Raw genomic sequence first — 24,633 nt, forward strand, 5'->3', positions numbered from 1 at the left:
GTGCGGCTTTTGCCCTTCCTCCAGTACCAGGATAAAAGGGGTGCCATCCATCGCTTGTTCGATGCAGTGCAGCGGGTACCTACGGTTTTATCGTACAAGATAGAGATCCATCTCTATCAGGAAGCGCTCGCAGTGGGTCTGCTTAAGTTTGCCGGCGTACTTAGAGATGCTCTATCAGAGGCTTTCTTTCAGAGCTTGCTGGTAGGGTGATTTTTATAGGGCTACCCTGGACGTCTTCAACCAGTCCGCCAATAGTTCTGGTGGTAGCGGTTGGGAAAATAGGTAGCCTTGCCCCACCTTGCATCCTTGAGCATCGAGCAAAAAGCGTTGCGCCTCGGTCTCCACGCCCTCAGCGATTACTGTCAGGTTCAGGCTGTCTCCGATGCAGATCACTGCATGGGTGAGAGCCTGCGCGGCGACGTCGTGTTCCATGCCATTCACGAAACTTTTGTCCAGTTTCAACGCACTGAGCGGGATACTCCTCAGGTAACCGAGACTCGAATAGCCGGTGCCAAAGTCGTCCATGGCCAGGCCGATGCCCAGAGCATGCACCTCGTGTAAGTTGCGCATCGTGCTGAGGTTGGTGTCCATCATCACGCTTTCGGTGATCTCCAGGATCAGGTCGCCCGGCAGCAGGGCGTGTTGCTCGAGCGTCTCGACGAGGTATCGCGGCAGATCGAGGTTGTGAAAGTTGGTCGACGACAGGTTTACCGAGACGGTTGGTATATTCAGTCCCTGACGCCTCCATTCTGCGAGCTGGCGACAGCTTTCGTTGAGCGCCCAATGGCTGATTTCGTCGATTAGGCCGCACTCTTCAGCCAGAGGGATAAAGCGCGTCGGCGAGATGTGGCCGAGCACCGGGTCGTACCAGCGAGCCAACGCTTCGATGCCATGGATCTGCCCGCTCTTCAGGTCAACCTGAGGCTGATAGTGCAGGTACAGGCATTGCGCGCGTACCGCCTCGCGTAGCGCCGCCTCGAGGGCCAAGCGTTCCTGGGCGAGCAGGTTCATTTCATTGCGAAAGAAACTGAAACGCTTGCGTCCGCTGGTCTTGGCGTGGCACATGGCGAGGTCGGCGTGATGCAGCAGGGTCTCCATATCTTGACCGTTATCCGGGTACAGGCTGATGCCGATGCAGGCTGACGGCGTCAAGGTGATTCCGGCGATCTGGCAGGGTATGGACAGCAGTTCGTGCAGGCGCTTCACGGTGTCGGCTGCCTGGACGAGGGTACAGGAGTTGAGTACGACGATGAATTCGTCTCCAGACAGGCGCCCGAGGAGATCGGCATCACTAATTTGCTCGCGCAAACGTTCGGTGACCACGCACAACAACTCGTCTCCGGCCGTGCGACCGAGTGAATCGTTAACCTGCTTGAAACGGTCGAGATCGATGAAGAACACTGCCAGCGACTGGTTGTGGCGCTTGGCGCTAGCGATCGCCTGATTGGCTTGTGCCAGCAGCAGGTTTCGGTTGGGCAGTCTGGTGAGGCTGTCGTAGAAGGCCAACTGGCTAATCTGCAGGCGCGCGCGCTCGCGCCCCAGGGCCAGGGCGCACAGGTGCGTGCACATCTGCACCAGGCGCAGGTGGAAGTTGTTCGGGCTGCGGTTCTCGCGGTAATAGAAAGCGAATGTGCCGATTACCTGGTCGTTGCTGGCTTTAATCGGGGTTGCCCAGCAGGAGCGTAAGCCCAGCGGCAGGGCTAGATTCTTGTAGTCAGCCCACAGCGGGTCGCTGCCAATATCACTCACCATTACCGACGTGCCGCGAAAGGCGGCAGTGCCGCAGGATCCAGCATTCGGGCCAATTGCCATGCCATCGAGGGCCTGAGAGTAACTTTGCGGTAAGCTCGGGCTAGCGAGAGGCCTGAGACGACCTTGCTCATCGACGCGCAATATCGAGGCAATCACGTCGGGTGCGATGCGCTCGACCGCTTGGCAGATCAGTGTCATCACTTCCGTCAGGGGCGCTTCGCGGGCCATGGCTTCCAAGGCCTTCTGCTGTAGAACCTCACATATCTTGTTGTCGGTGATGTCGGTAATCACACTGAGGGTATGGCTCAGCGCGCCCTGATCATCGAAGATCGGACTGACGCCCAAGACGCACAGCAGCGGTTGCTGGAACTTGCTGTAGATCAACTCTTCGCCACGGTAGGGGAGGCCGTGGCTTAGGTGCTGGCGGATGTAAGTCAGCGGGTTGCGCTCGGGATATACCATGTTGAGCATCAGCGCAGCAGGCTGGCCGAGCACTTCCTCGGGCTGGTAGCCAAGCAGATGGGTGACGGCTTCGTTGATATAGACCACCACACCTTTAGCGTTGGTTATCACCAAGGAGTTGTGAGTGCGCTCGGCGATCTGAGTGAACAGCTGCGTACGCTCGTTATCGCAGCGTTCCGCCTTGACCCGAGTGCTGACATCCGAGGCGAACTGGATGATCTTGAGTAGTTGGCCATCGGCTGCGAACACCGGGGTGTAACTCGCTTCCAGCCACACCAGATGACCCTCAAAACTGAGGTACAGATACTGACCGCTGATGGACTGGCCCTCTTGCAGCCTGCTCCAAAAGGTATTGAAGGCCGACGAGTTAGCATAGTCGGCCTGGCAGAGCGCGCGGTGGTGAAGGCCACGGATCTGCTGCTCCTGGTAGCCGAAAATTTTCAGGTAGTTGCGGTTGGCGCGCAGCACAGTGCCATCGGGGGCGAACTCGATAATTGCCATGGAGCGGTCGAGGGCACTGAGCAGCTCCATCGGTTCAAAGGTTGTATTCGCTCGATCGTCTGACAACTGGGGCATGACTGAACTTCCTGCTCTCTCGCCACAGCGATGGCAAGGCTAATTTTGAATCTTATAAGCCGAGACTGGCGAGCTACTCTATCAGTTCTGGGATCGGCCTGATTCGAGCTTTCTGCAAAAAGTCGTACAAGCTCAGATACTGAGCGTCATCAATCAGTTCAGCATCGTTGAGGGCTTGGAGATAGCCATCCGCCAGACACATGTACCTATACGCCTGTTCTGAGGTAGGGCTGTCATAGACGGCCTGAACCATTTGCCGCCAGCTGACTCGCGTACGGCCATTTACACGCTCAGACAGTAGAGGAACAACAAGCATATACAGGCTCTCCATGGGTAAGGATTGGTGAAAAATGTATCTTGCCCCCTGAAAAATAGCTCAACAGTTTATTTTTATCGTGACAGAGCTGATAACCGATTCGGTCGTCTTGTTCCACCTGAATGGCTTGGCTGAGAGCTCATCGAGAGCCTCAATGCATTAACCAATAGCCGTCAATGGAATCCTCCTCATTGCAAGCCACTTTGCTTTGGCCCCGTGCCGCCTGCTTACGTATATTCGGCCTCTAGATACTGCATCGTTTCGATGCGGGCCATGATGGGCTAGGCGGGCGGCCAACTGGCTAGGTCGATCGCCTTTTGACTTGGCCGTACGCAAAACAGAGCGTGCGCCATGAACCATCAGTGTTCGCAAACATGCATAGCCGCGCTTGCTGAGCCAAGCATCGATCCTTACCGACAGAGCTGCGTTGCTTCGGTGCCAGCCCTGGCGAGGCGGCAAACTGTCGGCCACCGTTTATAACGACGATGCGGTGACAATCATCGGGCCGACGCCACGCAGCTGCTGGCGTAGACAGCAGCTGGCTGGCTTTCCGCATTCGTCGCAGCATCAACGTTGAGTTGGCTTAGCTGGCCAATGCAGGAGAGGGAATTCGAGGCGTTGCTGGATAGGATAGAAGCCCTCGATGGTGTCGGTCTTTCATTAGAAATTTGTCTTTATATTGACGCCAATATTACGTCCAGCCCCTGGATTGATGTTAGGATGCCACTGCGCTGGGGGGAGAGCCTGAAGAAGCCCTCCGCACTTGGTGATATAGCACGTCCTCCGAATCGAACTGTGGAACTCATGAAGCAGATGTCCTTTTCTGACGCCGAGTACGCTGGTAAGCGTAAGCAGACCCGCCGCGAACGTTTCCTGATTGAAATGGATCGGGTCGGGCCCCGGAAAGACTTGATTGCGTTGATCGAGTCGCATTATCCGATGGGCGAAGGAGGTCGTCCGGCGTATCCGTTAATGGCCATTTTAAGGGTTCACCAAATGCAAAGCAGTTTCTGCTACAGCGATTCTGCGATGCACGGTGCACTTTACGAGACCACAATTCTGCGCCAGTTCGTAGGACTGCATCGGGATCGAATTCCTGATGAGTCCACGATCCTCAATTTCCCTCGGATGCAGGAAAATACGAACCCTGCAGAGGGTTGGTTAAAAGCCCCAAGTAACTTACCTGAAGTTTGCTCTGTCAAGCCCATGGATGGTCAAAATCAGTTTTTGATCGCAGGAGAGGTGCGCCTGTGAGAAGGAAACTCGTCTTAAAGGCACTGATCGCTGAAAAGCTTTGACGTATTTTTTGAAAAAGTGTCGCTTTTCGCGGGATCATTTTGATGAAGAGGCCGTGCTGTGGGGCCTTGGATAGACTGCTCTACTTCAGACTTCTATAGGTAGTATTTATGTGGAATCTAAGCTCAAAAGTTATTATATTTGGGGTTGCCATACAAGTATTAGTGCTCGGCGTGGTGTTTTTTACAAAAAATACTATTGTGTGGTGCTCTGAGAAAAATCATATACATTTAAACAGTGCATCAGGGATTAACCATGCTGATGAGGCCTCTACAAGAACAGTGCTAAGTCAGAAATTTGGCGATCTACAAAGCAATCTAGGCACTCTCACCTCATCTAAATTTACGGATTTAGAAAATATATCAGGTAACGCTGATTCCCGAGACATAAACTCCATGACTGCTTGGTTACGGTACCTGCTGGTAGCAGGTGGATTTATAGGGTTGGCGGGATTGCTGGTGATGTTTTTTCGCAGAAAAAAAATGGCTAGCAATGTATCGGAAAAACCGTTTCATCTCTGCTCTCTCAGGCCGGTTTTAACGCCGCTATCGTATCAGTTATGCTTTCAATGCAGCGCATTAATAAAACATTCAGAGAATAAAGGCCGCTTAGTCGAAAACGCCGAAATTTGGGTGATAGAGATTACGTTATCTAGCGCGTTGACCCGTAAAAATTCTGCCGCAGCGATTAAGGGAATGCGCTTACCAACAATTCGATTGGAAAACAATTTTATTGTCGTTGGGCCTTACAGAAGCAAATCAGAAGCCGCAGAAATAGCTAGTAAACTACACGAAACTTACAATGTGAGAGGCTGGCTAACACCAGGAAATTGACAAATAAAAACGATGTTTAATTAGAAAATTAATATTTGTAAAAGTAACCGATCATCATTCATGCGCCAGCTTTATTGTCGGGGTTAGCTTGAAGAAAATACAGCTGCTAAGGTGCAAGTCGACGAGGTTTTACAATTCGTTTCTGATCAAGTGGCTGCCTTCATTGGACGTTATTCGCTTAAATTATGGCACGCAAAATCGCCTTATAAGTCAAAATTCCGCCGCTGGAAACACCGTAGTGCAGATAGAATGGATTGTTTTGAAGGCCCGCATTGCTTTTGCGTAGCTAGCTGAAGATTGGTACGTTTTTTGCCTTGTCTAGCCAGACGTGAAGGTTTTAAGGGCTCCAAATAAGTAAAGCTGCAGATGGTTAATGTTTTTAGTGCGACTCTGGTTCGCCCAAGCAAAACGATAAAATAGTGCCTTCACCACGATCAGATCAGAATAGCCGCCTTGTATTAAATGTCGAAAACAGAAGGCGGCCACCACCGAAGTGCTAGGAGATAAGAGAAATGAGCCGCATGCATCCCGTGCAGGTCATTGCTGTGACAGGTGGAAAAGGTGGCGTCGGTAAGACCAATGTAGCAGTAAACCTGGCTCTGGCATTGGCTGAGCGTGGCCGACAGGTCATGCTGCTTGATGCTGATCTCGGTCTGGCAAATGTAGATGTTTTACTCGGATTAGTCCCCCAAAAAAACCTTGCCCACGTGATCAAGGGGCAGTGCGAACTGCGGGATGTGCTTCTGCGAGGGCCTCGCGGAATCAGCATCGTTCCGGCAGCTTCGGGCTGCCAAAGGATGAGTCATTTAATGCCAGCTCAGCACGCCGGAATCATTCAAGCCTTTAGCGATGTCGACGAGAAGCTCGACGTGCTGGTCATCGACACGGCCTCCGGTATAGGTGACTCGGTTATCAGTTGTATTCGTGCATCCCGCGAAGTATTGATGGTCGTGTGTGACGAGCCAACTTCACTTGCCAACACCTATGCGCTGATTAAAATGCTCAGCCATTCTTACGGCATGAATCGTTTCCGCATACTCGTCAACATGACACAAAGTCCCCAAGAAGGGCCCGATCTTTTTGCTAGGTTGGCCCGTGTTACGAATCTTTTTCTTGACGTGAGCTTACAATATGTTGGTGCCGTGCCTTATGATGAATGCATGCGCAAGGCTGTGAGAAAACAGCGTGCTGTATACGATGCTTTTCCTCGTTCTCAGTGTTCCCTGGCATTCAAGTCTATCGCGAAAAAAATAGATGCTTGGCCATTACCCGTGAGCCCGCGCGGGCACTTGGAGTTTTTTGGAGAGCGATTGTTAACCTCGCCAATGCGGCGAGACAGTGCGCGCTTTGTTATTTAAGTTGAAAATTGCGTTTAATTGATGAGCATAGCTAATATTATTTAGAGGTTGAGTTGAATAAAAACATGAAAATCCTCATTGTTGATGACTTTTCAACGATGCGACGGATCATAAAAAACCTGTTGCGTGATCTTGGATTCACTAACACGCTTGAAGCAGATGACGGAACGTCTGCGCTACCGATGCTGCAAAACGGAAGCTTCGATTTTCTAATCACTGACTGGAATATGCCGGGTATGTCCGGTATCGATCTTTTGAGTTATGTGCGTGCTGACGATCGTATCAAGCACCTTCCGGTTTTAATGGTGACCGCCGAAGCTAAACGTGAACAGATCATCAAAGCCGCCCAAGCGGGAGTGAACGGTTACGTAATCAAGCCCTTTACTGCGCAAGTATTAAAAGGGAAAATTGAAAAAATTTTCGAGCGCGTTAATAATTAAGGTGTTCCGCTTAGTTAATTAACTAATAGATTATTTAATCTATTAGTCAACAAGATTTTAGGCCAAATAATTAAACTACAAGGCATCCTTAATTGAGGTAAATCGAGAATGCCGGAAATGGTATTCAGCTGCGAACGCTACATAGCTGCTGCCTCAATCATACCGACGGGTTCCGGATTGTTGTGCAAAGCGGAACAGTGCCGCTCGATAGACGATGTCAACACGCCAGACGAAATGGACATTTGAGGATTAGCAGCATGGACGAACGCAAAGAACGAGAGCTGAACAATTACCTGGACCTGCTGTTCTGGATGGAAACGGCATCGTCGGCCGAGATCCAAGGGACATTGGCGGTCGCGTCTGGTGTGACTAAGGAAGACCTTCATTTGGCCGTAAAGTGCATGATGGAATCATACCGGCCTGACCTGGCGCGTTACTTTCCCGATTTGAAGCCAAACAGATCATTTCTAGCAGAATTGCGCTGCCAACACGCAGCGCTGGCCGAAGCGATGCAGCTACTAGAGGACTCGTTGACGCAGCGCAAGCACGACCCGTCTTTATCTCTTGAAAGGGTATGACCCCGCCTTGCTCTGAGGTGTGACTCGGCGGGCTGTCACGACAGTCCTCTAGGAATGAAAGCGCCGGCAATCAGTGGATAATGATCGGCACAGGCGAAATCCCTACGACGACCTAGGTTGGCAACATGAGCAACGAGCATGACAATCAAGGAGGTGAAAGTGCCGAAGAGGCCCTGCGGAACATAGTCGAGGGCTTCCAGCGGTTTCGCGACGAGGTCTATCCTCAGCAGGCAGCCCTGTTCAAGACGCTCGCCCACGAACAGGCACCTCGCGCCATGTTCATCACCTGCGCCAACTCGCGCATCGCCCTGGGAGCACATCAACCTGACCGGCGATTACGTCTGGCGGCAAAGCCGCAAGCTGGAAGAGGGGAAATTCAGGCCACTACGGCAGGTCGGAAAACCTTAGCATACGATTTTTTCCGAATTCTGTAGGCATCCCTTCTAAGTCTGATTTCTCGCACGCGATAAAAAGCCCCTTGTGGCTTTTTTTGTGCTCTACATCGTGCGTTCCCTGCCGTCGCTTGGGTTGTTGGGCCGTGAACGTTTTTCGCGTTCGAGTGCACGTTCGGTTTTTGGCCCGTCCACAAGGGCTTTCGGGGCGTGTGCTTTCTGCAGACGTTGCGCGTCACGCTCTTTCTGCAGAGCCAGTGCCGTAGATTTGTCGTAGCGCTTGGCAATGGCCCCCGGCAAACCGGCGATAGCGTCGGTGTAGATCCTCGCCTCCAACCGTGCCCGACTGATGGCCACGTAGAACAGATTGAGCGAAGTGGTACGGCTCTTGGTGTTGACGGAGATCATCACGCGATCATTGGTCAGGCCTTGCGCACTGTGAACCGTCGCGGAGTAAGCGTGTTCCAGGTGCAGCGGTTTGTTCGCTGGCAACTTCACCACGCGCTCCGGCTTTCCGTCGCGCTCTTTGGTCGACGCCAGCTCGATCATGCCGTTGGCTGTGCTTACCACACGCATCCGGTCGCCGTTGGTGAGGTCGAGTGATGGGGTGTTGCGGGTAATGCGTACCAGGTCGCCAATGGACAGTTCCGGGCGTTCCATCTTGTAGACGCTGAGCTTTGTAACCTGGCGAGGGTTGATCTGGCGACTCTCGCCATCGGCGCCGGTCACTACAAGAATGTTCCCCGGCAGCGCCTGCTTGACGGTGTAGATTTCGCCACGGACCAAGCCCGCCTTTTTGTAGTCTTTATCCGGCTGAATCACCATCCCTTGCTGGTAGGTCGGGGCATAGCGGCGCTCTGCCTGGGTCATGTCAACGCGGTTCAGCGTGTCGAACTTTGTCCCTTGGCCCTCAAGTCCCAAGGCCTTGCGCGCCAATGTGTTGATCTCTTTCCGGTCTTTGTTCGTACCGGCAACGATCAACACCTCTTTGCGCTCCTGGTCAGTGAGCTGCATGTAGTCGTTCACAATCGCCTGGTGTCGATCGGTAGGATTGCGCAGTTCCTCAATGTGCTTGATGTGCTGCAGGGACATGGGGGTATTGCCATCGGCAGCGTGCTCGACGGCAATTTTCAGTTCGGGGTCTTTCTGTCGCTGGATTTCCTTGATCCGGGCGGTTTGCATGCCGTTCTGCTGGAGCTGGGCGAATGGTTTACCCGCCTCGATGGCCTCGGTCTGTTTGGTGTCGCCCAGCTGGACAAGACGGGCACCGGACTTTTCCACCAGGCGCATGAGCTGTTCCATCTGGCGAGCGCCGACGACACCGGCCTCGTCGAGAACAATGATTGTCCTCTCGTCCAGGGTCTTGTCTTTGGTGTTGAAAAAGCTGGCCAGGGTATGAGCGTCCATCCCCTCATTTTTGAGTGCGGCAACCTGGTTGCCATACGGAGCTAACGCGAGGATCCGGTAGCCGGGTTGATCCTCTGTTTTGCCGTAGCTCATTGCCTCGTTGACGGATGTGAGCAATTGCACGGCCCGTTCGACAGAGTAGGTTTTGCCCGTCCCCGCATCACCTTGAATACCCACAAACCGATTTGGCGTGCTGACGATGGCCTCGACGGCTTGCCGCTGGCCAGCGGTGAGGGTTGACCCTTCGAGTGCTTTAGCGACCTGTTCCTGAGACATGAGCGGAGTAACCTGGCCCCGGCCAGTGCGCTCAATGGCAAGAATGGCTTTCTCGCGTTTCAAGCCCTTCTGCGTGGTGTAGCGCTTTTCGGTTGGCACCAATGAACCCCGCTTGATGGCGGTGGCCACGTACTGTTTTGCCTGCTTGTCCGTCCAGCCTTTCAACTCCTGCAGGTGAGATTGCCAACCTGCAGGCGACAAAACAGGCGCGTTCTCCGTGGGCTGCGCCATTGCGTAGGCCGGTGCCGACTCTATGAGCGTGCCTTGTTTTACCAGGCGGTCTATTTCACCCCTTACCTGATCGGGATCGGCCAATCCAACGGCACGCCGAAGCGCCACGGTCATTAGATCCTGTTCGGTAACGACCTGCTCGCGCTCGGTCAGGTGATTGATTGCGTACTGCACAACGGCTTGGGCCGGTGTCAGCCCTGCGGGTAGGTTGGGATCAGATGGAGCGCCTGCGCCTGACGCTGGGCCAGATTCACCATATTCGCGGCCATCCAGCCGACTGTGTGGGCCATATTCGATTCCCAGCGCGCGACTTTTCGTCACCCAATACTGTTTCACCAGATCCCGGTCGCGTTCGTCCTTGTGCGGTCTGGTCGCCATGGAGATGACTTGTTTTTCAAGGGTGGTCGCGTCGGCCCGGGTTTTCCCGTCCTTGGCCAGCGCTTCCTCAATGACTTTGCTGCGGCTGGAGAAAGCTTCGATCTGTTCCCGGGAGATGTGATTCAGCTCGAAGTTACCTTTGCCATCCAGTACGCGAATCTCGTAGCCAAGCTCACGCAGCTCCAAGGCCAACTGGCCTTTGTACATGGCGTCAACTTCATGCTGAACCTTGAAAATATCGTCGTTGAACAAGGCACGCCATTTACCATCGGCGCGCTGCGTCATGTTCATGATTACCGCATGGGTGTGCAGCTGGGGATCCTTGCCGCGACTCATTTCGTGGCGAAACTTGCCGATGACCATGTTCCCGGTGCGTTCGCGCAGGAACTTGCCCTGCTCCTTGCGCCGTGCCTGGGCGAGTTTTTCGACGTGGTGCATGGCCTTGGCCACCGCCCGGTCGTGAGCCAGGGTGACATTTTTGTCGCCGGCGACTAGTGCTTGCATCGACACCGATTTCGGCGCCGAGAATGTCATGTCCAAGCCCATGCGCCGCTTGTTGGTTTCGGCATTGAACGTGGTGTGGATCCGCTCGCCGTTCGGCAACTTGCCATCAAGCAGTTTGGCCAGTTGCAGCTGATCGACGGGGCCGACCAGGCCGAGCCGTTCGGCGCCTTCGCCTTGCCACTCGCCCGGTGTTTCCTTGGCGTAGTAATCGTCTGCAGCAGAAAAATAGCGTGCTGCAGCGTACTGGTTGTTTCCTCGAATCGGCGTGACGTTGAGCATGCAACCTCCGTTACGCCGCCTGACCGGCAACGACTATTCCCTGCGCTCTCTCTTTGTGATTCACATAGGGCAGCTTGATTTTGGTGATAGGGAAGTCCTCACCGAATTTCAGATAAGCCTCAAGGTCTTTCAAGTTTGAGATTTCGGAGTCCATGACCACGGGCTCTTTCTTGATCTCTGGCGAGCGGTTGCTGCGGCCGTTGCTGAAAGAGACACGCATACGCCTGACTTCCTGCTGGCCAAGGATCTCGCTGGCCTTGTCCGAGGTTTGTGCGTTGGATGCGGCAAGAATCACGTAATTACGGAAGCAAGACAGCACCGTTTCTGCATCGTGTTGGCCATAGCTGGTGATCAACTGCGACCAGTCCTGCAGACTGGCAACCATACGAAGGCCGTGTTTCCGGCCTTTGGTGGCTGCTGGCACGAACGATTCGAGTTTGCCCAGCGACTGCAGCTCGTCCAGGAACATCCAGAGACGTTTCCCGGTCATGGGCTCATAGCTGAGGATGGTCGCGCAGATCGTGTCAATCCACATGGCCACCAATGGCTGCATGGTCGAGCGCATGTCCTCCCGCCAGGTGATAAACAGATTGCCCGCATTCGGGTCTGTCACCCACTTATGGATCGAGAAACTACCCTTGGTCATGAAGCGCAGCGGGCGAATGTACTTGTTCATCATGAACTGAATACTGGCAATCGCCTTTTCAGCGTTGTCGCGGAAATAGCCCTCGGAGTCGGTGTTGGCCAAGAACGCCCGAATGGTGTCCCCATCCTCCCGAACCAGCAGGTTTACCAGCGTGTCCTGGTTCGGGTTGTTGGTTTCCTTGAGCTTACGCATGGTGTCGGCCAGTACGTCACGGGCATACGCGCACCACTGTTCATCACCTGGATCCACCTGCGGCGGGATGATGGATTTCGCCATACGGTCGAAGTCGTGAACACCCTTGATCTCGTTGAACACCGTCCAACCTGCTGACCGAGCATCGAAGGGGTTGAGAATCACATCGCCTTTGAAACTGAACTTTGAGTAAAAGGTGCCGTTGGGATCGACAACGGCCATCTTGTCGTTACGCTTCAACGCCGAGACCATCATGCTTTCCATGGTGACGGACTTACCGGCACCGATGGACGCACAAATCATGGTGTTTCGATCTTCAAGGTGCAGTGGCATCGGCACTTTGCCGACCATGATCGGTTCGATGTTTTCCAGCCCACTTTTGCGGCGTTCACGGTTGGTTTGGGCGTTACGTCTACGGACTTTGCTGTCCACGTAGTGCCAATTTCGCATGCGAGAACCGCGCAAATGCTCAATGAACCGTTCGCCACGGAACCCATCGTCGCAATACTCATTGAGGTAGTAGACCAGGGCACCGGCCACCACGGAGGTGGCCACCGTGCATCCGGCCATGATTGGGTTCTGTAGTGTCTGGTGCAATGTCTCGCGGAAGGCGCCGGGGAATGGTGTAAACGGCATCTGCGCCAGGTAGGCGCCGCCGACCCAACCGGCGATTGGCAGAGCAATCCCCGCCGTCAATGTTGCGCTATCGACTTCTTGTTTGTGCACTAGTCCTCTCCTGATAGACGTTCAATGTCCTTAGCCAACTCGGGCAACAGAGCGGCTAATGCTTCCTCGTTGCTCCCCAATGCGGACAGTTCGGCGCGCAGCTCGTTGAGCTTTCCTTGCGTGCTGTTCTGTCGCAGCAGGTAGACCACGATGGCCAGAATGGTTCGGTTAGTGGCCTGCGCCTGGTCGAGTGATTCGAGCAAACTCATGATTCGTTGTTGGTCTGCCCACTGGTCGATTCCGCCCTGGTGGCTGTCCACTTTGGACGGCTCAAGCAGACGATCACGCATGTAGGTGGACAGGTGTTTGTAGCCTGCCAAAGCAGCCGATTCCTCGACCCTGGCCAGCTGCTCATCGTTCAAACGTATCGGTACGGTCTTCCCCACATTGCCCCCTCATGGCGGTCAAAATCCCCCCTTGAAATGGGGGGGTCCAGGTCTTCGAGTTCATGTATAACAAATGTAATACAAAAAACACTAGTAAAATATGGCCAACACGGTATATCTGTAATACATGTGTATCACATGTGCATTCAGGCAAAACCCACTTGAAGCACTGTATATGCTGGGCTGACCTCCCGCTAGGGAGGTGCGTAATGTGTATTAAGATTTTGATCCTGTTAAGGATCAAAAATTATGCTCTTGTTAAGGGCGTATCCATCATTTAGGTCGAAGACCGTAGGGTAGGGTACATATAGGGTGCAATATGGGTGCTGTAAGGCTTCAAAATGACTGCAGAAGGGTTTAGCTTGACTATGTATAGGGGGTGAGTAGGATGCACACAGAGAGCAACAAGGGTGCATATAGGGTGCAATATGGCAAAGCTAGACCTAGCGACTGCATTGCAGGCGGTTGAACCGGAAACCAAGGCGGCACAAATACGCCAGGTGATGCCGATTATCGAGCAGCAATTGAAGGCCGGAGTGAGACGGCAAGCGATCCTGGATGTGCTCAAGGCGCAGGGGATCGAGATCACCATGGAGACGCTGAAAAGTTACCTGTATCGGTATCGCAAGTCGGTCAAGGCCGGAACGGTCGAAGCACCGGCAAGCCAGCCGAGTTTGCAGTCAGCGGCGGCAGTGCCAGAGGCACCAGCCAAAATACCGGTTTCTGTATCGTACGATACAAAGCCGGAAAGTGAGGAACCACCGGCACCAATGGCGCCGACCGAATTGAACAAAATCATGAACCCTGGGGATGATGTGAACGCCTCAGAACTGGCGCGCTACGAAAGTGCGAGCCCAAGCAGAAGGAGACGCACATGAGCAAAATCGCCGTAGTGAATTTCAGCGGTAACACCGGCAAGACGACTGTATCCGATCAGTTGTTGTCGCCACGGATGGACGCGCCGCGCTTCGCCATTGAGACGATCAACGCAGGGGCTTCTGATACTGCCGCCGAGATCGAGCGCATGAAGGGTCGCCAGTTCGGCGAGCTGCAAGAATGGCTGATGGTAGAAAGCAAAGCGGTGGTCGACGTGGGGGCGTCGAACGTCGAAGATTTCTTCAAGTACATGGGGCAGTTCGCTGGCTCGCAAGAAGAGTTCGATTACTTCCTGGTGCCCACAGTCAGCGAGAAGAAACAGCAGGCCGACACGATCAACACAATCAAGACGCTTTCCGCGCTTGGCGTACCAGCCAAGCGAATCTTGGTCGTGTTCAACAAGGTGCAGATCGACGATGCAGACGACCTGCCGCAAACCTTCTCGGCGGTGTACGGCTTTCACAAGCTGGAGAATAAATTCACCCTCAACCCTGACGCGGTGATCTATTCCAACGAGGTGTTCGAGCGGCTGCGTGCGCTCAAGAAAAACATTTCCGAGGTCGTGCAAGACACCACGCCATACCGCGAACAGTTGAAAGACGCGAAGACCGAACAAGACAAGGAACACGCTATACGGATGATCTCGGTTCAGCGCCTGGCTAAGTCGGCCTGGAAGAACCTCGATGACGTGTACGCGGCGCTGTTCGGGAAAGGGAAGTAACGGCGATGGCCAAGGATCCGACAACCGCCCGCGAAGCGTTGGCGGTTCAGATGATGGAAGACATTGACGCCCTGGTGCGCCGTCTCGAAGAAGTGGACGGCGAACTGGGGGCGAAACTGGACCAGGCGATCAAGGACGGCGCGGCCAAGGCGTTGCTGCAGACGCGGTTGAACTTCGAGTCAATGATGGAAACCCAGCAGGTCGCGTTGCTGCAGGCTGGCCGTGAGGCCGCCGCCAGGATCGGTAACGAGCTGAACCGCAGTTCGGCGCCGCTGATCCTCGCAGCCGGAGGGCTGCGCCGTTGGTTCTTGGCGTTCACGCTTACGGCGTTGGTATCAGCGATTGTCGCCGGTGCCGTGGGTGCATTCATCGGGTATCGACTGGCAACAATGTGAGGGGGTGCGCCCCCTTTTTTGGGGGTTATCCTGTATCGTACGATACAGGATAACCTTTCCGTATTGCCACAACCCTCCCCCCGTAGGCGATCAGGCCAGGGGGGATTTCTCGCGTGCGAGAAAAGGAGGACACATGACCGCAACTGCCAGTCAGGAACTGTACGAAGAAATCGAAGGCGCCTATGCGTACTTCAATGAGGTGCTGTTTGATGGCCAGCTCCCTGGCTGCCTGTTCACGTTGCAGCGCAAAAGCAACACGTTCGGGTACTACTCTGAGTCGCGCTTTCTTCGCCGGAATGGCGACGGAAAGAGCGATGAGATTGCGCTGAACCCTGCCTATTTCGCGCACCGTCGCGTTGAGCAGACGCTTTCGACGTTGGCACATGAACAAGTCCACCAGTGGCAGGCCCATTTCGGCAGACGCTCGCGCTCCGGTTATCACAACGCGGAATGGGCGAACAAAATGCAGTCCATCGGGCTGATGCCGTCCGACACTGGTGAGCCTGGCGGGAAACGTCATGGCCAACAGATGACGCACTACATCATCGAGGGCGGGCCGTTCGATCTTTCCTGCAAGGAATTGATCGACCAGGGCCGCATGTTGTCGTGGATCGACGTAGTAACCAAGCGGGTTCCTATGTCGGGAGTGCTGCTCTACGGGCCTGGTGGCGAGCCGGTGCCAGGCCCGGCAGAAGACCCAACGATAGACATATCGGCGCTGACTTCGGCGGGTTTGCTGCAGCCAGATCCTGGCAAGGAAGACCCGAAGAACAAGCGCAAGTACACCTGTCCGAGTTGCCACCTGAATCTATGGGGCAAACCGGGGCTTAGCGGTCGCATTCAATGTATTGAGTGCGCAGTCCCGTTTGTGGACTCGAAAGAGCTGGTCGAAGTCCCGCCAGAGGTGACGGCTGAGAGCGGCGAATAGGCCCGCGCAGATCGCGGGCGAAGCCCGAACCATTCCAACTTGCGGATCCAAGGGGGGCCCCCCCTTGGTCGCCGAAGGCATTCCGATGCAACGGCCAGCGCACACAAAAATCGCCCAGCGAGCGGGGCCCGTCAGAGGCCAGAGCGAGCGATGCAGTTATCCACGGGCCGGGAGGCTTCTTGCCCGGACGGTGGATAACTGCAGGGTGATTTCCTGAGTCGTGCGCAGATCCAGGACGCGGGCTGTTGCATTGCCCGGGCTGGCCCGGGCTATCGGATTTTTCCCTGTATCGTACGATATAAACCGAGTGGGGGACGTTGACCTGGTGCAAGCGGAGCGCGCAGCCCGGGACGGGCGAAGGCGTGAGGATCGAAGCCCGAAGGGCCAAGACCCGGCGCGCTTTTGGCCGGGGCTTGGTTTACGAGAGCCGTTTCGGCGAAGCCGAACACGCACAGCGGCGGGGTTGGGTATCAGCGCGTGTCGCGGGTTGCTCGCTACGAGCATCTACTTGGCGTCGTTTCCAACAAAGTGCACTTTCTGTTCCGTTGCTCCCCAAACCCTAGGTTGGGGGTTCCGGCGTACACCCCCAGGTTCGTTACGACACACGCCAAAGCTGATCAACCCGTGTGGTATAGCTCTGACTCATCATCTCCCGGCGCATCCCCCAATCGGGCTGGAACGGCACGCTCGCAGTACGCAACGTCCCTCTGCCCCAGCGTCCGTTAATTTCATCCAGTACCCCCATCACTCTTTCAGCGGTTTGTGGCTGGGACGTGGAAAACAGATCGTCTGTAAATTCACCGCGCTGGCACAGATTGAGTAATAGCACCTCGGCCTTGCTGTAGTTGAAACCGACCCGGAATATCTGGTCGAGCGCCCCTATAGCCGCCTTGGTCAGCAGACGAACATCATCAGTTGGGTAAGGCAGATCAACCAGCACCCCGTTGGCATACTTGGCTTCCTCGGGACTAAACATCCCTGTGCGGATGCTGACCCGGATTTTCTTGCATAGGGAGTGTTGGGCACGAAGCTTTTCAGAGGCCCGCATCATGTACGTGGCCACCGCTTCTTTGATCGGTGGCAATTCCTTTAATCGCTTGCCAAAGGCGCGGCTACAGCAAATTTCCTGCTTGGGTGGGTCCGGTTCATCCAGTTCCAGGCACGGCGTGCCGCCCAGTTCGCGGGCAGTCTTTTCGATCACCACGCTGAATTTCTTGCGCAGCATCCACGGATCGGCTTTAGCCAGGTCCATTGCCGACTTGATATTCATCCCCTCCAGATGAATCTTCATATTACGACCGATTCCCCACACTTCAGCCACGTCGGTATTGCGCAACACCCAGTCCCGCTGGAAGGGTTCACAGATGTTGACCACCCCTCCTGTTTCCGCCTGTAGCCTTTTGGCCGTGTGATTGGCGAGCTTGGCCAGCGTTTTAGTTTTGGCGATGCCGACTCCAACCGGAATGCCCGTGCAGCGGTAAACAGCCGCCCGTATCCTTCGGCCCAGCGCATCGAGGTCGCCCGGTAACCCAGTCAGATCGGCAAAACATTCATCAATTGAGTAAATCTCAGTAGCCGGAACCATAGATTCTATTAATGTCATGACTCGTTCGCTGATGTCGCCGTACAACGCATAATTGCTCGAAAAGGCCTGGATTCCATGCCGCCGCAGGTCATTCTTGATCTGAAAATATGGGGCACCCATTTTCACGAACGGTTTGGCGTCATAACTGCGGGCGATCACACAACCATCGTTGTTGCTCAACACCACAATAGGCACCTTGGCCAAGTCAGGTCGAAACACTCTCTCACAGCTGGCATAAAAAGAATTCGCGTCGATCAACGCGAATACCGGGTCAGGCTTAGTGGCCATGGCTGCGCACGCTAAAAGTCACGACGCCCCAGGTTGAATACTCTTCACCTTCCAGAATGTGCCGTGCCGGGTAGTCGCTGTTCTCGGATATTAAAATCACCCGTGAGCCTTTCAGGCACAGGCGTTTGCAGGTTGGTTCATTGTTCACGCAGGCGATGACGATGTGCCCGTGCTTCGCCTCTATAGACCTGTCCACCACGGCCAAATCGCCCTCGAATATTCCGGCACCTTCCATGCTGCGCCCACTGATGCGCACCAGATACATATGCGGTGCCCGAATGTTCAGCAGTTCGTCGAGGGAGATTTTTTGCTCGATATGATCGGCTGCCGGGGAAGGAAAGCCTGCCGGGACTTTGTGCGAGTAAAGGGGTAGTTGAATTCCCGCCTCTGCCAGCGGGCCGAGAATGGTGACGCTCATGATGCGTGCCTTTTGCTAAGCTGTACGGATATACAGTTAACTAAGCGCCGCGCTTGCGGTCAATCTTTTGTAGGGGAATTTTCGACAGGTGACAGCATGTGTGGGCGTTTCGTGCAATTTGAGGGGATGACCGTTTTTATCGAGGAATTGGCCCCGCAAGGCGAGCTATTCAGTGGCTTAGATACGGTCCCAATAGATCGGTACAACATCGCGCCGTCTACTCGCGTGCAGATTCTGCGCTGCGCGAGTGGCGGCCTGCACATCGACTCAGTGAAATGGGGCTGGTCCCCCTTTTGGGCCAAGGGTAAAAGGCCTGATCCCATAAATGCACGGGTCGAGACAGTAGCCACTAGCAAGTTTTTTAAGCAGCTCTGGCCGCAAGGGCGTGCTCTGGTTCCGGCTGAAGGCTGGTACGAGTGGGTGCAAGACCCCGCCGCGCCCAAGCTTAAGCAACCCTACTTCATTAGACTGAAACGTCAGTCACCAATGTTTTTTGCCGCGCTCGCCCAGGTTCATCCTGGAACTGAACACCAGGACGGCAACGGCTTTGTGATCATTACCGCCGCCAGTGATTCCGGCATGGTGGATATCCATGATCGACGGCCGTTGGTGCTAGCCCCGGAGTACGCCCGTGAATGGATTCAACCGGACCTGACAGCGGCCCGCGCCGAACAGATCGCCAAGGCGTGTTGCCGCCCGACTGAGGATTTTGAGTGGTTCCCGGTGGGTCGAGGGGTCGGAAATGTGAAGAACCAAGGGTCGAGGCTGATTGAACCGCTCGATCCAGCACAGAACCAAGCGCCCGACCTGTAAACCCTTAGCGTACGATTTTTTCCGAATTCTGTGGGCTCCCCAGTTAGAGCGCAGATTCTCTTAAAAAGTGGGGGTGTAGAGCCCCGCGGATTCGTCAGATTTCAACGTAGCGCGGGGTATCCCTGGCGCGGTGGCCACCGCACCAGGTGATTATTGTGTGTCGTCGCCTTCGAGATCCGACAAGCTATCTGCAAGGTCGATTTCCACCGGAAAGTTATCCGAACCGGCCACGGTAAACGAGCAGGCGCTACCGTGTTCCCCTGCGGCGATCCGCTCTTGAAAATAAAGGTCAGCTACGGCCTGTGCAGCGTCTTTGTGGTCGCCCATTACTTCGACGTCCACCGTCCAGGTTACGGTGTATTGGTTGCTCATCGCGGCCTTCCCTAACTGGTGGTCCGGCAACCAGGTCGGTTGCCGGGGCGGTGGGTTTGGGATCATGCCGCCTGGCGGATGCCAGCGGTGAAGGCGCGGAAGTCGCTCATGGTGAGCCAATCCAAATAGGCCAATGCGAATTCACGATCTTCGGCTTCTTGCTCTGCCTCGATCTCGGCGCGCAGGGCGGCAAAGTCTTCGTCGTGGTCCATGCCGCCAGGTTCTACACTAGGTCCAAATACGCGAGTAGCCATGTTGTTGCTCCTTCTCAGACTTCCCGGAGCGGTTGCCGCCGCTGGATCCGGGTGTCGAAGCGGTATTGCTTCGACGGGGTTAGTATCTCAAAACTCGCCCATCATGTAAACTATATGTAAAATTATAATTTACTTAAAATGTGCGTTCTCGCCTGCGAGAAATTGCCCTTTCGACTTGATAGCGCCACTCCCCAGCGGTGCAAAAAAGCCCACCGAAGTGGGCTTAGATGAGGGATGGTATATAACAAATGCCCCGTTATTCGTAACGCCTCGCCCTATCCTCCGGCTTTGGCGCGCTCGACTTCCACGCCCAGCCAGTGCACCAGAACACCGCATGCGTTCGCCCATTCAGTGCTGGCCTTCTGGTAGTCCGCCTGGAACTGGTCGGTTTGCGCTTGGGTCACCGGTTGCGGCAGCTCGCGATAAGCCTTCGCCTAGACATACCGAGGCGCGTTGGCTTCATCGACGGCAGCCAAGTAAGACAGCAGCGGTTCAGCATCAATCATCAGCGGCATGGTGGGGTTCCTTTGGTTGATCACGTTTAATTTTTTCCAGTTCGTCACTGAATGCACGATCCAGAAGCGATGGGCGTTTTTTCCACGGCATACGCGAAGGTAACGGCTGTGCCGCGTACAAAGTGCTTTCGCCCTGGTAAACCTGCGTCATGCGCTCCAGCTCGACGCGGATCTCGTCCTTACTCTTGCTCATTTCGTGCTGGCCTTCCCCTTGCCTGCTGGCTGGTCATAAGGCGCTGCCATTTGCCGAACCTGCTCGGCCAGCTCAGGCGGGAGCCAAACCATCACCGGCACCAACTCTTGCGCCTGGTGTTCCTCCAGGATCTTGCGAACCCGTTGCACGGCGGCATAGACAAGCTGGCGGGACACGTCAGATTGTCGCGCCAGATCCGAAGGTCGCACACCGTCAACCAATACCGCCTTGGCCATCTCAACAGTGCCGACAGCCAAACCGCGAAAGGCCGGGGAAACCTGTTCCCATTGGGCGGCTGTGTACTTTGGCTGCATTCGTTTTCTCCGTAGGTGAAGCGCCCGCAGATCTGCCAGGCGCTTTTAGCGTTTTAGTGTGGTGGTGAACCGTGAGCCTGTCGATCAGCGAACAGGGTTCCCGTAGCGCTCATGGTGACGCGCTGGATAATCATCTGATGCGTGAGGGTGGCCAGTCCTAGGAACGTCCAGTAGCGGCCATGACAGAGCGCGTAGATGCGCGTCAGATTTCCAGCCTCGTATTTTTCCAGCTTGAACGAGTAAGTTTTGCCGTCAGCGGCGAGGTCCAACACCGGGAGACGGGTCAGCGCGTAGTCATAGCGCGCCTCGGTGATTTCTTGGGGCTGCGTACCTAACGCGGCTTCCTGGGCCAGCAAGAACGCCTCTTCATCGCCCAGCACTGCGCCGGGGTGGCAGACACGCAGCTCGGGCAGCATCAGCATTCTGCAGCGGGTTGCCCACATATTCGGGCCGATCTCGCGGGCATAGTCGATTATCGAAGTTTGGCCGGGTACATAGAAAACTTTGGACATGGCTGTATCTCCTACCGCACAAGAACCGGGCGCACTAGGCGCCCGGTTGGGTGATTAAGCGGCCTGCTGAGTGCGCAGGGCCTGGGCCAGAACCCACAGGGCGCGATTCAGTTTCACGTCCTGGTCAATGCCACCAACGGCGCGGGTAGTCGCCCGGCGCCCTTGCTTGTTACGGCCTCGCAAGCCCCCCTTGATCGAGTTTTCTTGAATGCGGTTGAAAGTAGTCCACAAGTCGTTGTCGTAGTCCTGGACACGGCGCGGGCTGAGCAACTGGCTGGACGTCACCGGCGCCGGTCCCTCTTTCGGGTCGTAGCGGTAGGCCAGCGCGGCCATGGCGAAGGCTTCTTGCTCGTCCGGGCGCAGCTTGATTTGCTTCATGCACTCGCGCTGATCGTTCACGGCGTCGAACTGATTGAGCACTTCATAGGCTCCCTCGATCACGTCGCTGATTACGTCACCGCGACCGCTGTGCCGTACTTTCTGATCAATCGAGCAATCGCCGATTACCAGGCCATTGGCGCAAACAAACCGGAACATACCCGCCATCATCTGGTAGCTGCTGGTTCCGTCATGGCTGTTCAGCAGAATGATTTCGTTCGCTTCCTTGTCCATGATGGTGTTGGCATGGCGCAGGCGCAGCATGTGTTTAGTGTGTTCGCGCTTGTCGGTGTTACGAACGCGGGTTTGGCACGCCATGAATGGCTGGAAGCCTTCGGCGCGCAGTGCGTCGAGCACCTTGATCGTTGGGATGTACAGGTAACGATCGGAGCGGCTGTCGTGCGCTTCTTCGGCAAAGATCGAAGGTGCAACGCTGGCAATCTGTTCATTGCTCAAGGCTACATCGCTGCGGATCATGCAAGGGTTACGGAAGTTACTGGATAGACGCATTTTTGAATCTCCTTCGCAGAATTCCCGGAGCGGTTGCCGCCGCTGGTTCCGGGCTATCGAGGCGGTGTTGCTTCGACGTGGTAAGTATCTCAAATGCAGCGCATAACGTCAACTATTTGTAAAATGTTATTGTACATAAAGTGCTTGCCTTGCCGTGATTTATAAACTACAATCAGCCTATGAAAACGATCAAACAAACCGCCACGTTCATGACGTGGGAACGCAAGCTCAAAGATCACCGCGCAAAGGCGATCATTGCGGCGCGGGTCTTCCGGGTAGCCAACGGCCTTTTGGGTGACGTTGAGCCGGTCGGTCAGGGCGTTAGCGAGTTGCGTATTCACTACGGCCCCGGCTACCGGGTCTATTTTCAGCAACGCGGCAATGAGCTTGTGCTGTTGTTGTGCGGCGGCGACAAAAGCAGCCAGGCACGCGATATAGAAACCGCCAAGATGCTTGCCAGTCAGTGGAGTGAGGACGAATGAAAGAGCCAATCTATGAATATGATCCAGCGGCAGCGCTGACCGATCCTGAAAGCATTGCCATTTTTATGAGCGATGCTTTTGAAACCGGCGACGCTGGCTACATTGCCAAAGCGCTAGGCGTTGTTGCCCGAGCTAAAGGCATGACAGAGCTGGCCAAAGAATCCGGGTTATCCCGTGAGCAGCTTTACCGCTCGTTCAGTGACAAGGGCAATCCAACCCTAAAAACCATGCTCGCCGTCATGCGCGCTGTCGGCCTCGATCTGACAACCCGGCAACACGCACACCCTTGATTCTCGCGTGCGAGAAAAGCGGCGATTTGCTTGACGCCGCCGCTCTCGCGGGCTGCTCCGAGGCCGAGTGTTAGAGCGGTAAACAAACGCTTTTCAGCCGTCCGCGAAGCGGGCGCAGCAAACCCCCTCGATCTGGAACGCGCTGCCGCTGGTGGTCTGCTCGTCAGCGTCGGTCGGTCGCGGTAAGCCCGGACTATCCAGAGCCTGGCCGCGTGCAATGGGACCGTGGAATACCGCAGGCCCAGCTTCACCGGGCCGAGGATATGCCGCGAAAGCCCGTTGCAGGCAAGGCCAGGCGGCGGATAGGCCATTGGGGCGATCCGCTACCGAACGATGATGATGAGCCACCTGGTGAACGTGGAAGGTCGGGCAAGTCGTCCTGCAGGACGGCGCGCAGGACGAAGGCCGGAGGTAAGCGGAGCGCGCAGCCCGGAATGGGCGAAGGCGTGAGGATTGAAGCCCGAAGGGGCAAGACCTGGCAGCTTCATCGCCAGGGCTTGATTCACGAAAGCCGCCCCCGAAGGGGCACGCACGATCAGTTCAATCCGCGTTGTTGTGCGAAATTGCACTCCACTTGACCAGGCGTTTGCATTGGATTTGACCAGCACGCTTCCTAACCATGATCGGCAGAGAACGACCCGTAGCAGCCCCTCACGTCCAGCAGCAGTCTGCCAAATTGTAAACATAAATCCGTAACCAACAGATGGCTGGCTATGGCACGAATCAGGCTGACGGGAGGTAGGTACACCAGAGCTTCTTATCCTCGGCATTCCTACCGGGCTTCCAATAAACCTCGCCAGACAGTTCGTTAGGCACCTTGTAGACGATCTTCGTGTTGAGCTTGATGAGAGGGTTCAGCGACCGCAAACGGATTCCGTAGCCATCGCTCATGATGGTTTCAGTCGTATCGAATTTGAAATCTTTGTCATCCTTGCTGATGAACAAGCTGCCTTCGAGTGGTAGCCGACCTTCGTTGTCAGTGTTCTTGAAGGTCGCGTTCACGGTGAGGAATCGCGCATCAGGATCTGGCTTCACGGCGGAGTAGCGGTTGCCGGTGTCGATGGATTTGCTGATGGTGCAGTCATTAACCGTCACATCGAAGTAGCCTACTTGACCATGCATGGCTTCCTGCTTCGCTTTAAGCCCTTTGAGGTAGCTTGTGGCATAGGTGTTGTAGCTGTTCGTCGCGGTGTCGCCAATGGCGTCTATACGGCAGAAGAGAGTATCGGCGGTGTCCTTGGTCCGCTTATGGTTCTTGTTCTGCTCAATGAACGCATTTTCAGCCACGGTAAGGTCATGGGTCATCTGCAATGCAAGCCCTTTCTGCTTAGCTAGATCCTTGATTTTAAGAACATCGGCATTGAAGTCTGTGCCTTTCCGGCGTGCGTAGAAGTCGGCCAAAATCGCATCGCTACCAAGCGCGAAGCGCAGAATCTGTGCTGTCGAAATGTCCTTCTGGTTAGAGAAAAAGTAGTCGTTCTCTTCCTTTGTGAGATTGGACCCATCGAACGTTACGGCTGAACAATCAGGCAGTTCAGTCTTCGTTGTGCCCTTTTTGGCAGTTGCGGCAGAGGCGAAGCCGGGTATTGCGAGACAGGTCATCAGGGCCAAGGCAAGGCGGCTGCGGTGCATTTCAAATCCTTTGTGCAAGTGGTGTGATGGGCGAAGCCTATTCGTATGGCATGCGGCTATCAACTGAGTCGTCCCGCATTTTATAGACACGCTCGAATGACTGCTTCTGGCCGATTCTGTTGAAAAAGT

The 24,633-nt window shown here is 55.1% G+C and carries 25 protein-coding genes and 2 pseudogenes; 13 read left to right on the plus strand and 14 right to left on the minus strand.

The annotated features are described in order from the left end of the window. Window positions 1-213: 213 nt before the first annotated feature. A complete protein-coding gene (locus tag ACX3YF_RS31215; RefSeq protein WP_177029823.1) occupies window positions 214-2,790 on the minus strand; it encodes a sensor domain-containing protein in 2,577 nt (858 codons plus the stop codon). 1,120 nt (window positions 2,791-3,910) lie between these two features. Between ACX3YF_RS31215 and ACX3YF_RS31220 the strand changes: the two are divergent. From ACX3YF_RS31220 to ACX3YF_RS31245, 6 genes and pseudogenes are all read left to right on the plus strand, one after another. Next, window positions 3,911-4,270 (plus strand): annotated as a pseudogene (locus tag ACX3YF_RS31220) (transposase); the annotation flags it as partial. 242 nt (window positions 4,271-4,512) lie between these two features. After that, window positions 4,513-5,235 (plus strand): hypothetical protein, encoded by a 723-nt coding sequence (locus ACX3YF_RS31225; protein ID WP_177029824.1) that lies wholly within the window; start codon window positions 4,513-4,515, stop codon window positions 5,233-5,235. Window positions 5,236-5,747: 512 nt separating this feature from the next. After that, complete coding sequence (locus tag ACX3YF_RS31230; RefSeq protein ID WP_440463020.1) at window positions 5,748-6,593, plus strand: MinD/ParA family protein; 846 nt, start codon at window positions 5,748-5,750, stop codon at window positions 6,591-6,593. Between the two features lie 65 nt (window positions 6,594-6,658). Next, window positions 6,659-7,033 (plus strand): chemotaxis response regulator CheY, encoded by a 375-nt coding sequence (locus ACX3YF_RS31235; protein WP_440463021.1) that lies wholly within the window; start codon window positions 6,659-6,661, stop codon window positions 7,031-7,033. 257 nt (window positions 7,034-7,290) lie between these two features. Next, complete coding sequence (locus ACX3YF_RS31240) at window positions 7,291-7,611, plus strand: hypothetical protein (RefSeq protein ID WP_077749930.1); 321 nt, start codon at window positions 7,291-7,293, stop codon at window positions 7,609-7,611. Between the two features lie 125 nt (window positions 7,612-7,736). Further along, window positions 7,737-7,916: pseudogene (locus ACX3YF_RS31245) on the plus strand (carbonic anhydrase); the annotation flags it as partial. 192 nt (window positions 7,917-8,108) lie between these two features. Here the strand turns inward: ACX3YF_RS31245 and mobF are convergent. Genes mobF through ACX3YF_RS31260 form a run of 3 tightly spaced genes read right to left on the minus strand, consistent with a single transcriptional unit; the run spans window position 8,109 to window position 13,028 of the window. Continuing rightward, entirely contained in the window at window positions 8,109-11,078 is a 2,970-nt protein-coding gene (mobF, locus tag ACX3YF_RS31250; RefSeq protein ID WP_177029827.1) for a MobF family relaxase, read from the minus strand. Between the two features lie 10 nt (window positions 11,079-11,088). Beyond that, window positions 11,089-12,642, minus strand: coding sequence for a type IV secretion system DNA-binding domain-containing protein (locus ACX3YF_RS31255; protein ID WP_177029828.1), 1,554 nt, complete (start codon window positions 12,640-12,642; stop codon window positions 11,089-11,091). Beyond that, a complete protein-coding gene (locus ACX3YF_RS31260) occupies window positions 12,642-13,028 on the minus strand; it encodes a hypothetical protein (RefSeq protein ID WP_095030940.1) in 387 nt (128 codons plus the stop codon). The genes ACX3YF_RS31255 and ACX3YF_RS31260 overlap by 1 nt, the downstream gene beginning before the upstream one ends. A 428-nt stretch (window positions 13,029-13,456) precedes the next feature. Here ACX3YF_RS31260 and ACX3YF_RS31265 point away from each other — a divergent pair, with 428 nt between their 5' ends. The 4 genes from ACX3YF_RS31265 to ACX3YF_RS31280 all read left to right on the plus strand — a co-directional run bounded on the left by ACX3YF_RS31265 (window position 13,457) and on the right by ACX3YF_RS31280 (window position 15,948). Continuing rightward, window positions 13,457-13,906, plus strand: a complete 450-nt coding sequence (locus tag ACX3YF_RS31265) for a hypothetical protein (RefSeq protein WP_440463023.1) — start codon at window positions 13,457-13,459, stop codon at window positions 13,904-13,906. Continuing rightward, window positions 13,903-14,625 carry a StbB family protein gene (gene stbB, locus ACX3YF_RS31270; protein WP_440463024.1) on the plus strand — a complete coding sequence of 241 codons (723 nt, stop codon included), beginning with the start codon at window positions 13,903-13,905 and terminating at the stop codon, window positions 14,623-14,625. Before ACX3YF_RS31265 ends, stbB begins: the two co-directional genes overlap by 4 nt. Window positions 14,626-14,630: 5 nt before the next feature. Beyond that, window positions 14,631-15,020 carry a hypothetical protein gene (locus ACX3YF_RS31275; protein WP_440463025.1) on the plus strand — a complete coding sequence of 130 codons (390 nt, stop codon included), beginning with the start codon at window positions 14,631-14,633 and terminating at the stop codon, window positions 15,018-15,020. A gap of 133 nt (window positions 15,021-15,153) precedes the next feature. Further along, window positions 15,154-15,948 (plus strand): SprT-like domain-containing protein, encoded by a 795-nt coding sequence (locus ACX3YF_RS31280; RefSeq protein WP_458974887.1) that lies wholly within the window; start codon window positions 15,154-15,156, stop codon window positions 15,946-15,948. Between the two features lie 595 nt (window positions 15,949-16,543). On the opposite strand, the gene umuC is transcribed toward ACX3YF_RS31280, so the two are convergent. Both umuC and ACX3YF_RS31290 read right to left on the minus strand, forming a co-directional pair. After that, window positions 16,544-17,821, minus strand: coding sequence for a translesion error-prone DNA polymerase V subunit UmuC (gene umuC, locus ACX3YF_RS31285; RefSeq protein ID WP_458974888.1), 1,278 nt, complete (start codon window positions 17,819-17,821; stop codon window positions 16,544-16,546). Continuing rightward, window positions 17,811-18,239, minus strand: a complete 429-nt coding sequence (locus ACX3YF_RS31290) for a LexA family protein (RefSeq protein WP_458974889.1) — start codon at window positions 18,237-18,239, stop codon at window positions 17,811-17,813. Before ACX3YF_RS31290 ends, umuC begins: the two co-directional genes overlap by 11 nt. Before the next feature lie 96 nt (window positions 18,240-18,335). Here ACX3YF_RS31290 and ACX3YF_RS31295 point away from each other — a divergent pair, with 96 nt between their 5' ends. Next, window positions 18,336-19,052 (plus strand): SOS response-associated peptidase family protein, encoded by a 717-nt coding sequence (locus ACX3YF_RS31295; RefSeq protein WP_458974890.1) that lies wholly within the window; start codon window positions 18,336-18,338, stop codon window positions 19,050-19,052. A 150-nt stretch (window positions 19,053-19,202) separates the two neighbouring features. Here ACX3YF_RS31295 and ACX3YF_RS31300 read toward each other — a convergent pair whose 3' ends face one another. The 7 genes from ACX3YF_RS31300 to ACX3YF_RS31330 all read right to left on the minus strand — a co-directional run bounded on the left by ACX3YF_RS31300 (window position 19,203) and on the right by ACX3YF_RS31330 (window position 22,100). Beyond that, complete coding sequence (locus tag ACX3YF_RS31300) at window positions 19,203-19,424, minus strand: hypothetical protein (protein ID WP_032901700.1); 222 nt, start codon at window positions 19,422-19,424, stop codon at window positions 19,203-19,205. 62 nt (window positions 19,425-19,486) lie between these two features. After that, window positions 19,487-19,678: a hypothetical protein gene (locus ACX3YF_RS31305; RefSeq protein ID WP_147468136.1), complete on the minus strand. Its 192-nt coding sequence runs from the start codon at window positions 19,676-19,678 to the stop codon at window positions 19,487-19,489. 275 nt (window positions 19,679-19,953) lie between these two features. Further along, window positions 19,954-20,082, minus strand: a complete 129-nt coding sequence (locus ACX3YF_RS31310; protein ID WP_458974891.1) for a hypothetical protein — start codon at window positions 20,080-20,082, stop codon at window positions 19,954-19,956. A 94-nt stretch (window positions 20,083-20,176) separates the two neighbouring features. Beyond that, window positions 20,177-20,386 (minus strand): hypothetical protein, encoded by a 210-nt coding sequence (locus ACX3YF_RS31315; protein ID WP_458974892.1) that lies wholly within the window; start codon window positions 20,384-20,386, stop codon window positions 20,177-20,179. After that, window positions 20,383-20,700 carry a TrfB-related DNA-binding protein gene (locus ACX3YF_RS31320; protein ID WP_070414885.1) on the minus strand — a complete coding sequence of 106 codons (318 nt, stop codon included), beginning with the start codon at window positions 20,698-20,700 and terminating at the stop codon, window positions 20,383-20,385. Before ACX3YF_RS31320 ends, ACX3YF_RS31315 begins: the two co-directional genes overlap by 4 nt. A 53-nt stretch (window positions 20,701-20,753) precedes the next feature. Further along, window positions 20,754-21,212 carry a hypothetical protein gene (locus ACX3YF_RS31325; protein WP_122388806.1) on the minus strand — a complete coding sequence of 153 codons (459 nt, stop codon included), beginning with the start codon at window positions 21,210-21,212 and terminating at the stop codon, window positions 20,754-20,756. 54 nt (window positions 21,213-21,266) lie between these two features. Then, window positions 21,267-22,100: a DUF932 domain-containing protein gene (locus tag ACX3YF_RS31330; RefSeq protein ID WP_458974893.1), complete on the minus strand. Its 834-nt coding sequence runs from the start codon at window positions 22,098-22,100 to the stop codon at window positions 21,267-21,269. Between the two features lie 179 nt (window positions 22,101-22,279). Here ACX3YF_RS31330 and ACX3YF_RS31335 point away from each other — a divergent pair, with 179 nt between their 5' ends. Both ACX3YF_RS31335 and ACX3YF_RS31340 read left to right on the plus strand, forming a co-directional pair. Next, window positions 22,280-22,582 carry a type II toxin-antitoxin system RelE/ParE family toxin gene (locus ACX3YF_RS31335; RefSeq protein WP_032901694.1) on the plus strand — a complete coding sequence of 101 codons (303 nt, stop codon included), beginning with the start codon at window positions 22,280-22,282 and terminating at the stop codon, window positions 22,580-22,582. Then, the gene (locus ACX3YF_RS31340) at window positions 22,579-22,872 is read left to right on the plus strand and encodes an addiction module antidote protein (protein WP_032901693.1); all 294 of its coding nucleotides are present in this window, start codon (window positions 22,579-22,581) and stop codon (window positions 22,870-22,872) included. Before ACX3YF_RS31335 ends, ACX3YF_RS31340 begins: the two co-directional genes overlap by 4 nt. Window positions 22,873-23,595: 723 nt before the next feature. Here ACX3YF_RS31340 and ACX3YF_RS31345 read toward each other — a convergent pair. After that, the gene (locus tag ACX3YF_RS31345) at window positions 23,596-24,504 is read right to left on the minus strand and encodes a DUF4352 domain-containing protein (RefSeq protein WP_458974894.1); all 909 of its coding nucleotides are present in this window, start codon (window positions 24,502-24,504) and stop codon (window positions 23,596-23,598) included. Window positions 24,505-24,633: the final 129 nt, after the last annotated feature.

It is taken from the genome of Pseudomonas fluorescens group sp. PF-69 (assembly GCF_054481235.1).

Coding starts and splice junctions, on each gene's coding strand:
- ACX3YF_RS31215 (WP_177029823.1), bottom strand. CDS start 2,790: ATGCCCCAGTTGTCAGACGATCGAGCGAATACAACCTTTGAACCGATG.
- ACX3YF_RS31225 (WP_177029824.1), top strand. CDS start 4,513: ATGTGGAATCTAAGCTCAAAAGTTATTATATTTGGGGTTGCCATACAA.
- ACX3YF_RS31230 (WP_440463020.1), top strand. CDS start 5,748: ATGAGCCGCATGCATCCCGTGCAGGTCATTGCTGTGACAGGTGGAAAA.
- ACX3YF_RS31235 (WP_440463021.1), top strand. CDS start 6,659: ATGAAAATCCTCATTGTTGATGACTTTTCAACGATGCGACGGATCATA.
- ACX3YF_RS31240 (WP_077749930.1), top strand. CDS start 7,291: ATGGACGAACGCAAAGAACGAGAGCTGAACAATTACCTGGACCTGCTG.
- mobF (WP_177029827.1), bottom strand. CDS start 11,078: ATGCTCAACGTCACGCCGATTCGAGGAAACAACCAGTACGCTGCAGCA.
- ACX3YF_RS31265 (WP_440463023.1), top strand. CDS start 13,457: ATGGCAAAGCTAGACCTAGCGACTGCATTGCAGGCGGTTGAACCGGAA.
- stbB (WP_440463024.1), top strand. CDS start 13,903: ATGAGCAAAATCGCCGTAGTGAATTTCAGCGGTAACACCGGCAAGACG.
- ACX3YF_RS31275 (WP_440463025.1), top strand. CDS start 14,631: ATGGCCAAGGATCCGACAACCGCCCGCGAAGCGTTGGCGGTTCAGATG.
- ACX3YF_RS31280 (WP_458974887.1), top strand. CDS start 15,154: ATGACCGCAACTGCCAGTCAGGAACTGTACGAAGAAATCGAAGGCGCC.
- umuC (WP_458974888.1), bottom strand. CDS start 17,821: ATGGCCACTAAGCCTGACCCGGTATTCGCGTTGATCGACGCGAATTCT.
- ACX3YF_RS31290 (WP_458974889.1), bottom strand. CDS start 18,239: ATGAGCGTCACCATTCTCGGCCCGCTGGCAGAGGCGGGAATTCAACTA.
- ACX3YF_RS31295 (WP_458974890.1), top strand. CDS start 18,336: ATGTGTGGGCGTTTCGTGCAATTTGAGGGGATGACCGTTTTTATCGAG.
- ACX3YF_RS31300 (WP_032901700.1), bottom strand. CDS start 19,424: ATGAGCAACCAATACACCGTAACCTGGACGGTGGACGTCGAAGTAATG.
- ACX3YF_RS31305 (WP_147468136.1), bottom strand. CDS start 19,678: ATGGCTACTCGCGTATTTGGACCTAGTGTAGAACCTGGCGGCATGGAC.
- ACX3YF_RS31315 (WP_458974892.1), bottom strand. CDS start 20,386: ATGAGCAAGAGTAAGGACGAGATCCGCGTCGAGCTGGAGCGCATGACG.
- ACX3YF_RS31320 (WP_070414885.1), bottom strand. CDS start 20,700: ATGCAGCCAAAGTACACAGCCGCCCAATGGGAACAGGTTTCCCCGGCC.
- ACX3YF_RS31325 (WP_122388806.1), bottom strand. CDS start 21,212: ATGTCCAAAGTTTTCTATGTACCCGGCCAAACTTCGATAATCGACTAT.
- ACX3YF_RS31330 (WP_458974893.1), bottom strand. CDS start 22,100: ATGCGTCTATCCAGTAACTTCCGTAACCCTTGCATGATCCGCAGCGAT.
- ACX3YF_RS31335 (WP_032901694.1), top strand. CDS start 22,280: ATGAAAACGATCAAACAAACCGCCACGTTCATGACGTGGGAACGCAAG.
- ACX3YF_RS31340 (WP_032901693.1), top strand. CDS start 22,579: ATGAAAGAGCCAATCTATGAATATGATCCAGCGGCAGCGCTGACCGAT.
- ACX3YF_RS31345 (WP_458974894.1), bottom strand. CDS start 24,504: ATGCACCGCAGCCGCCTTGCCTTGGCCCTGATGACCTGTCTCGCAATA.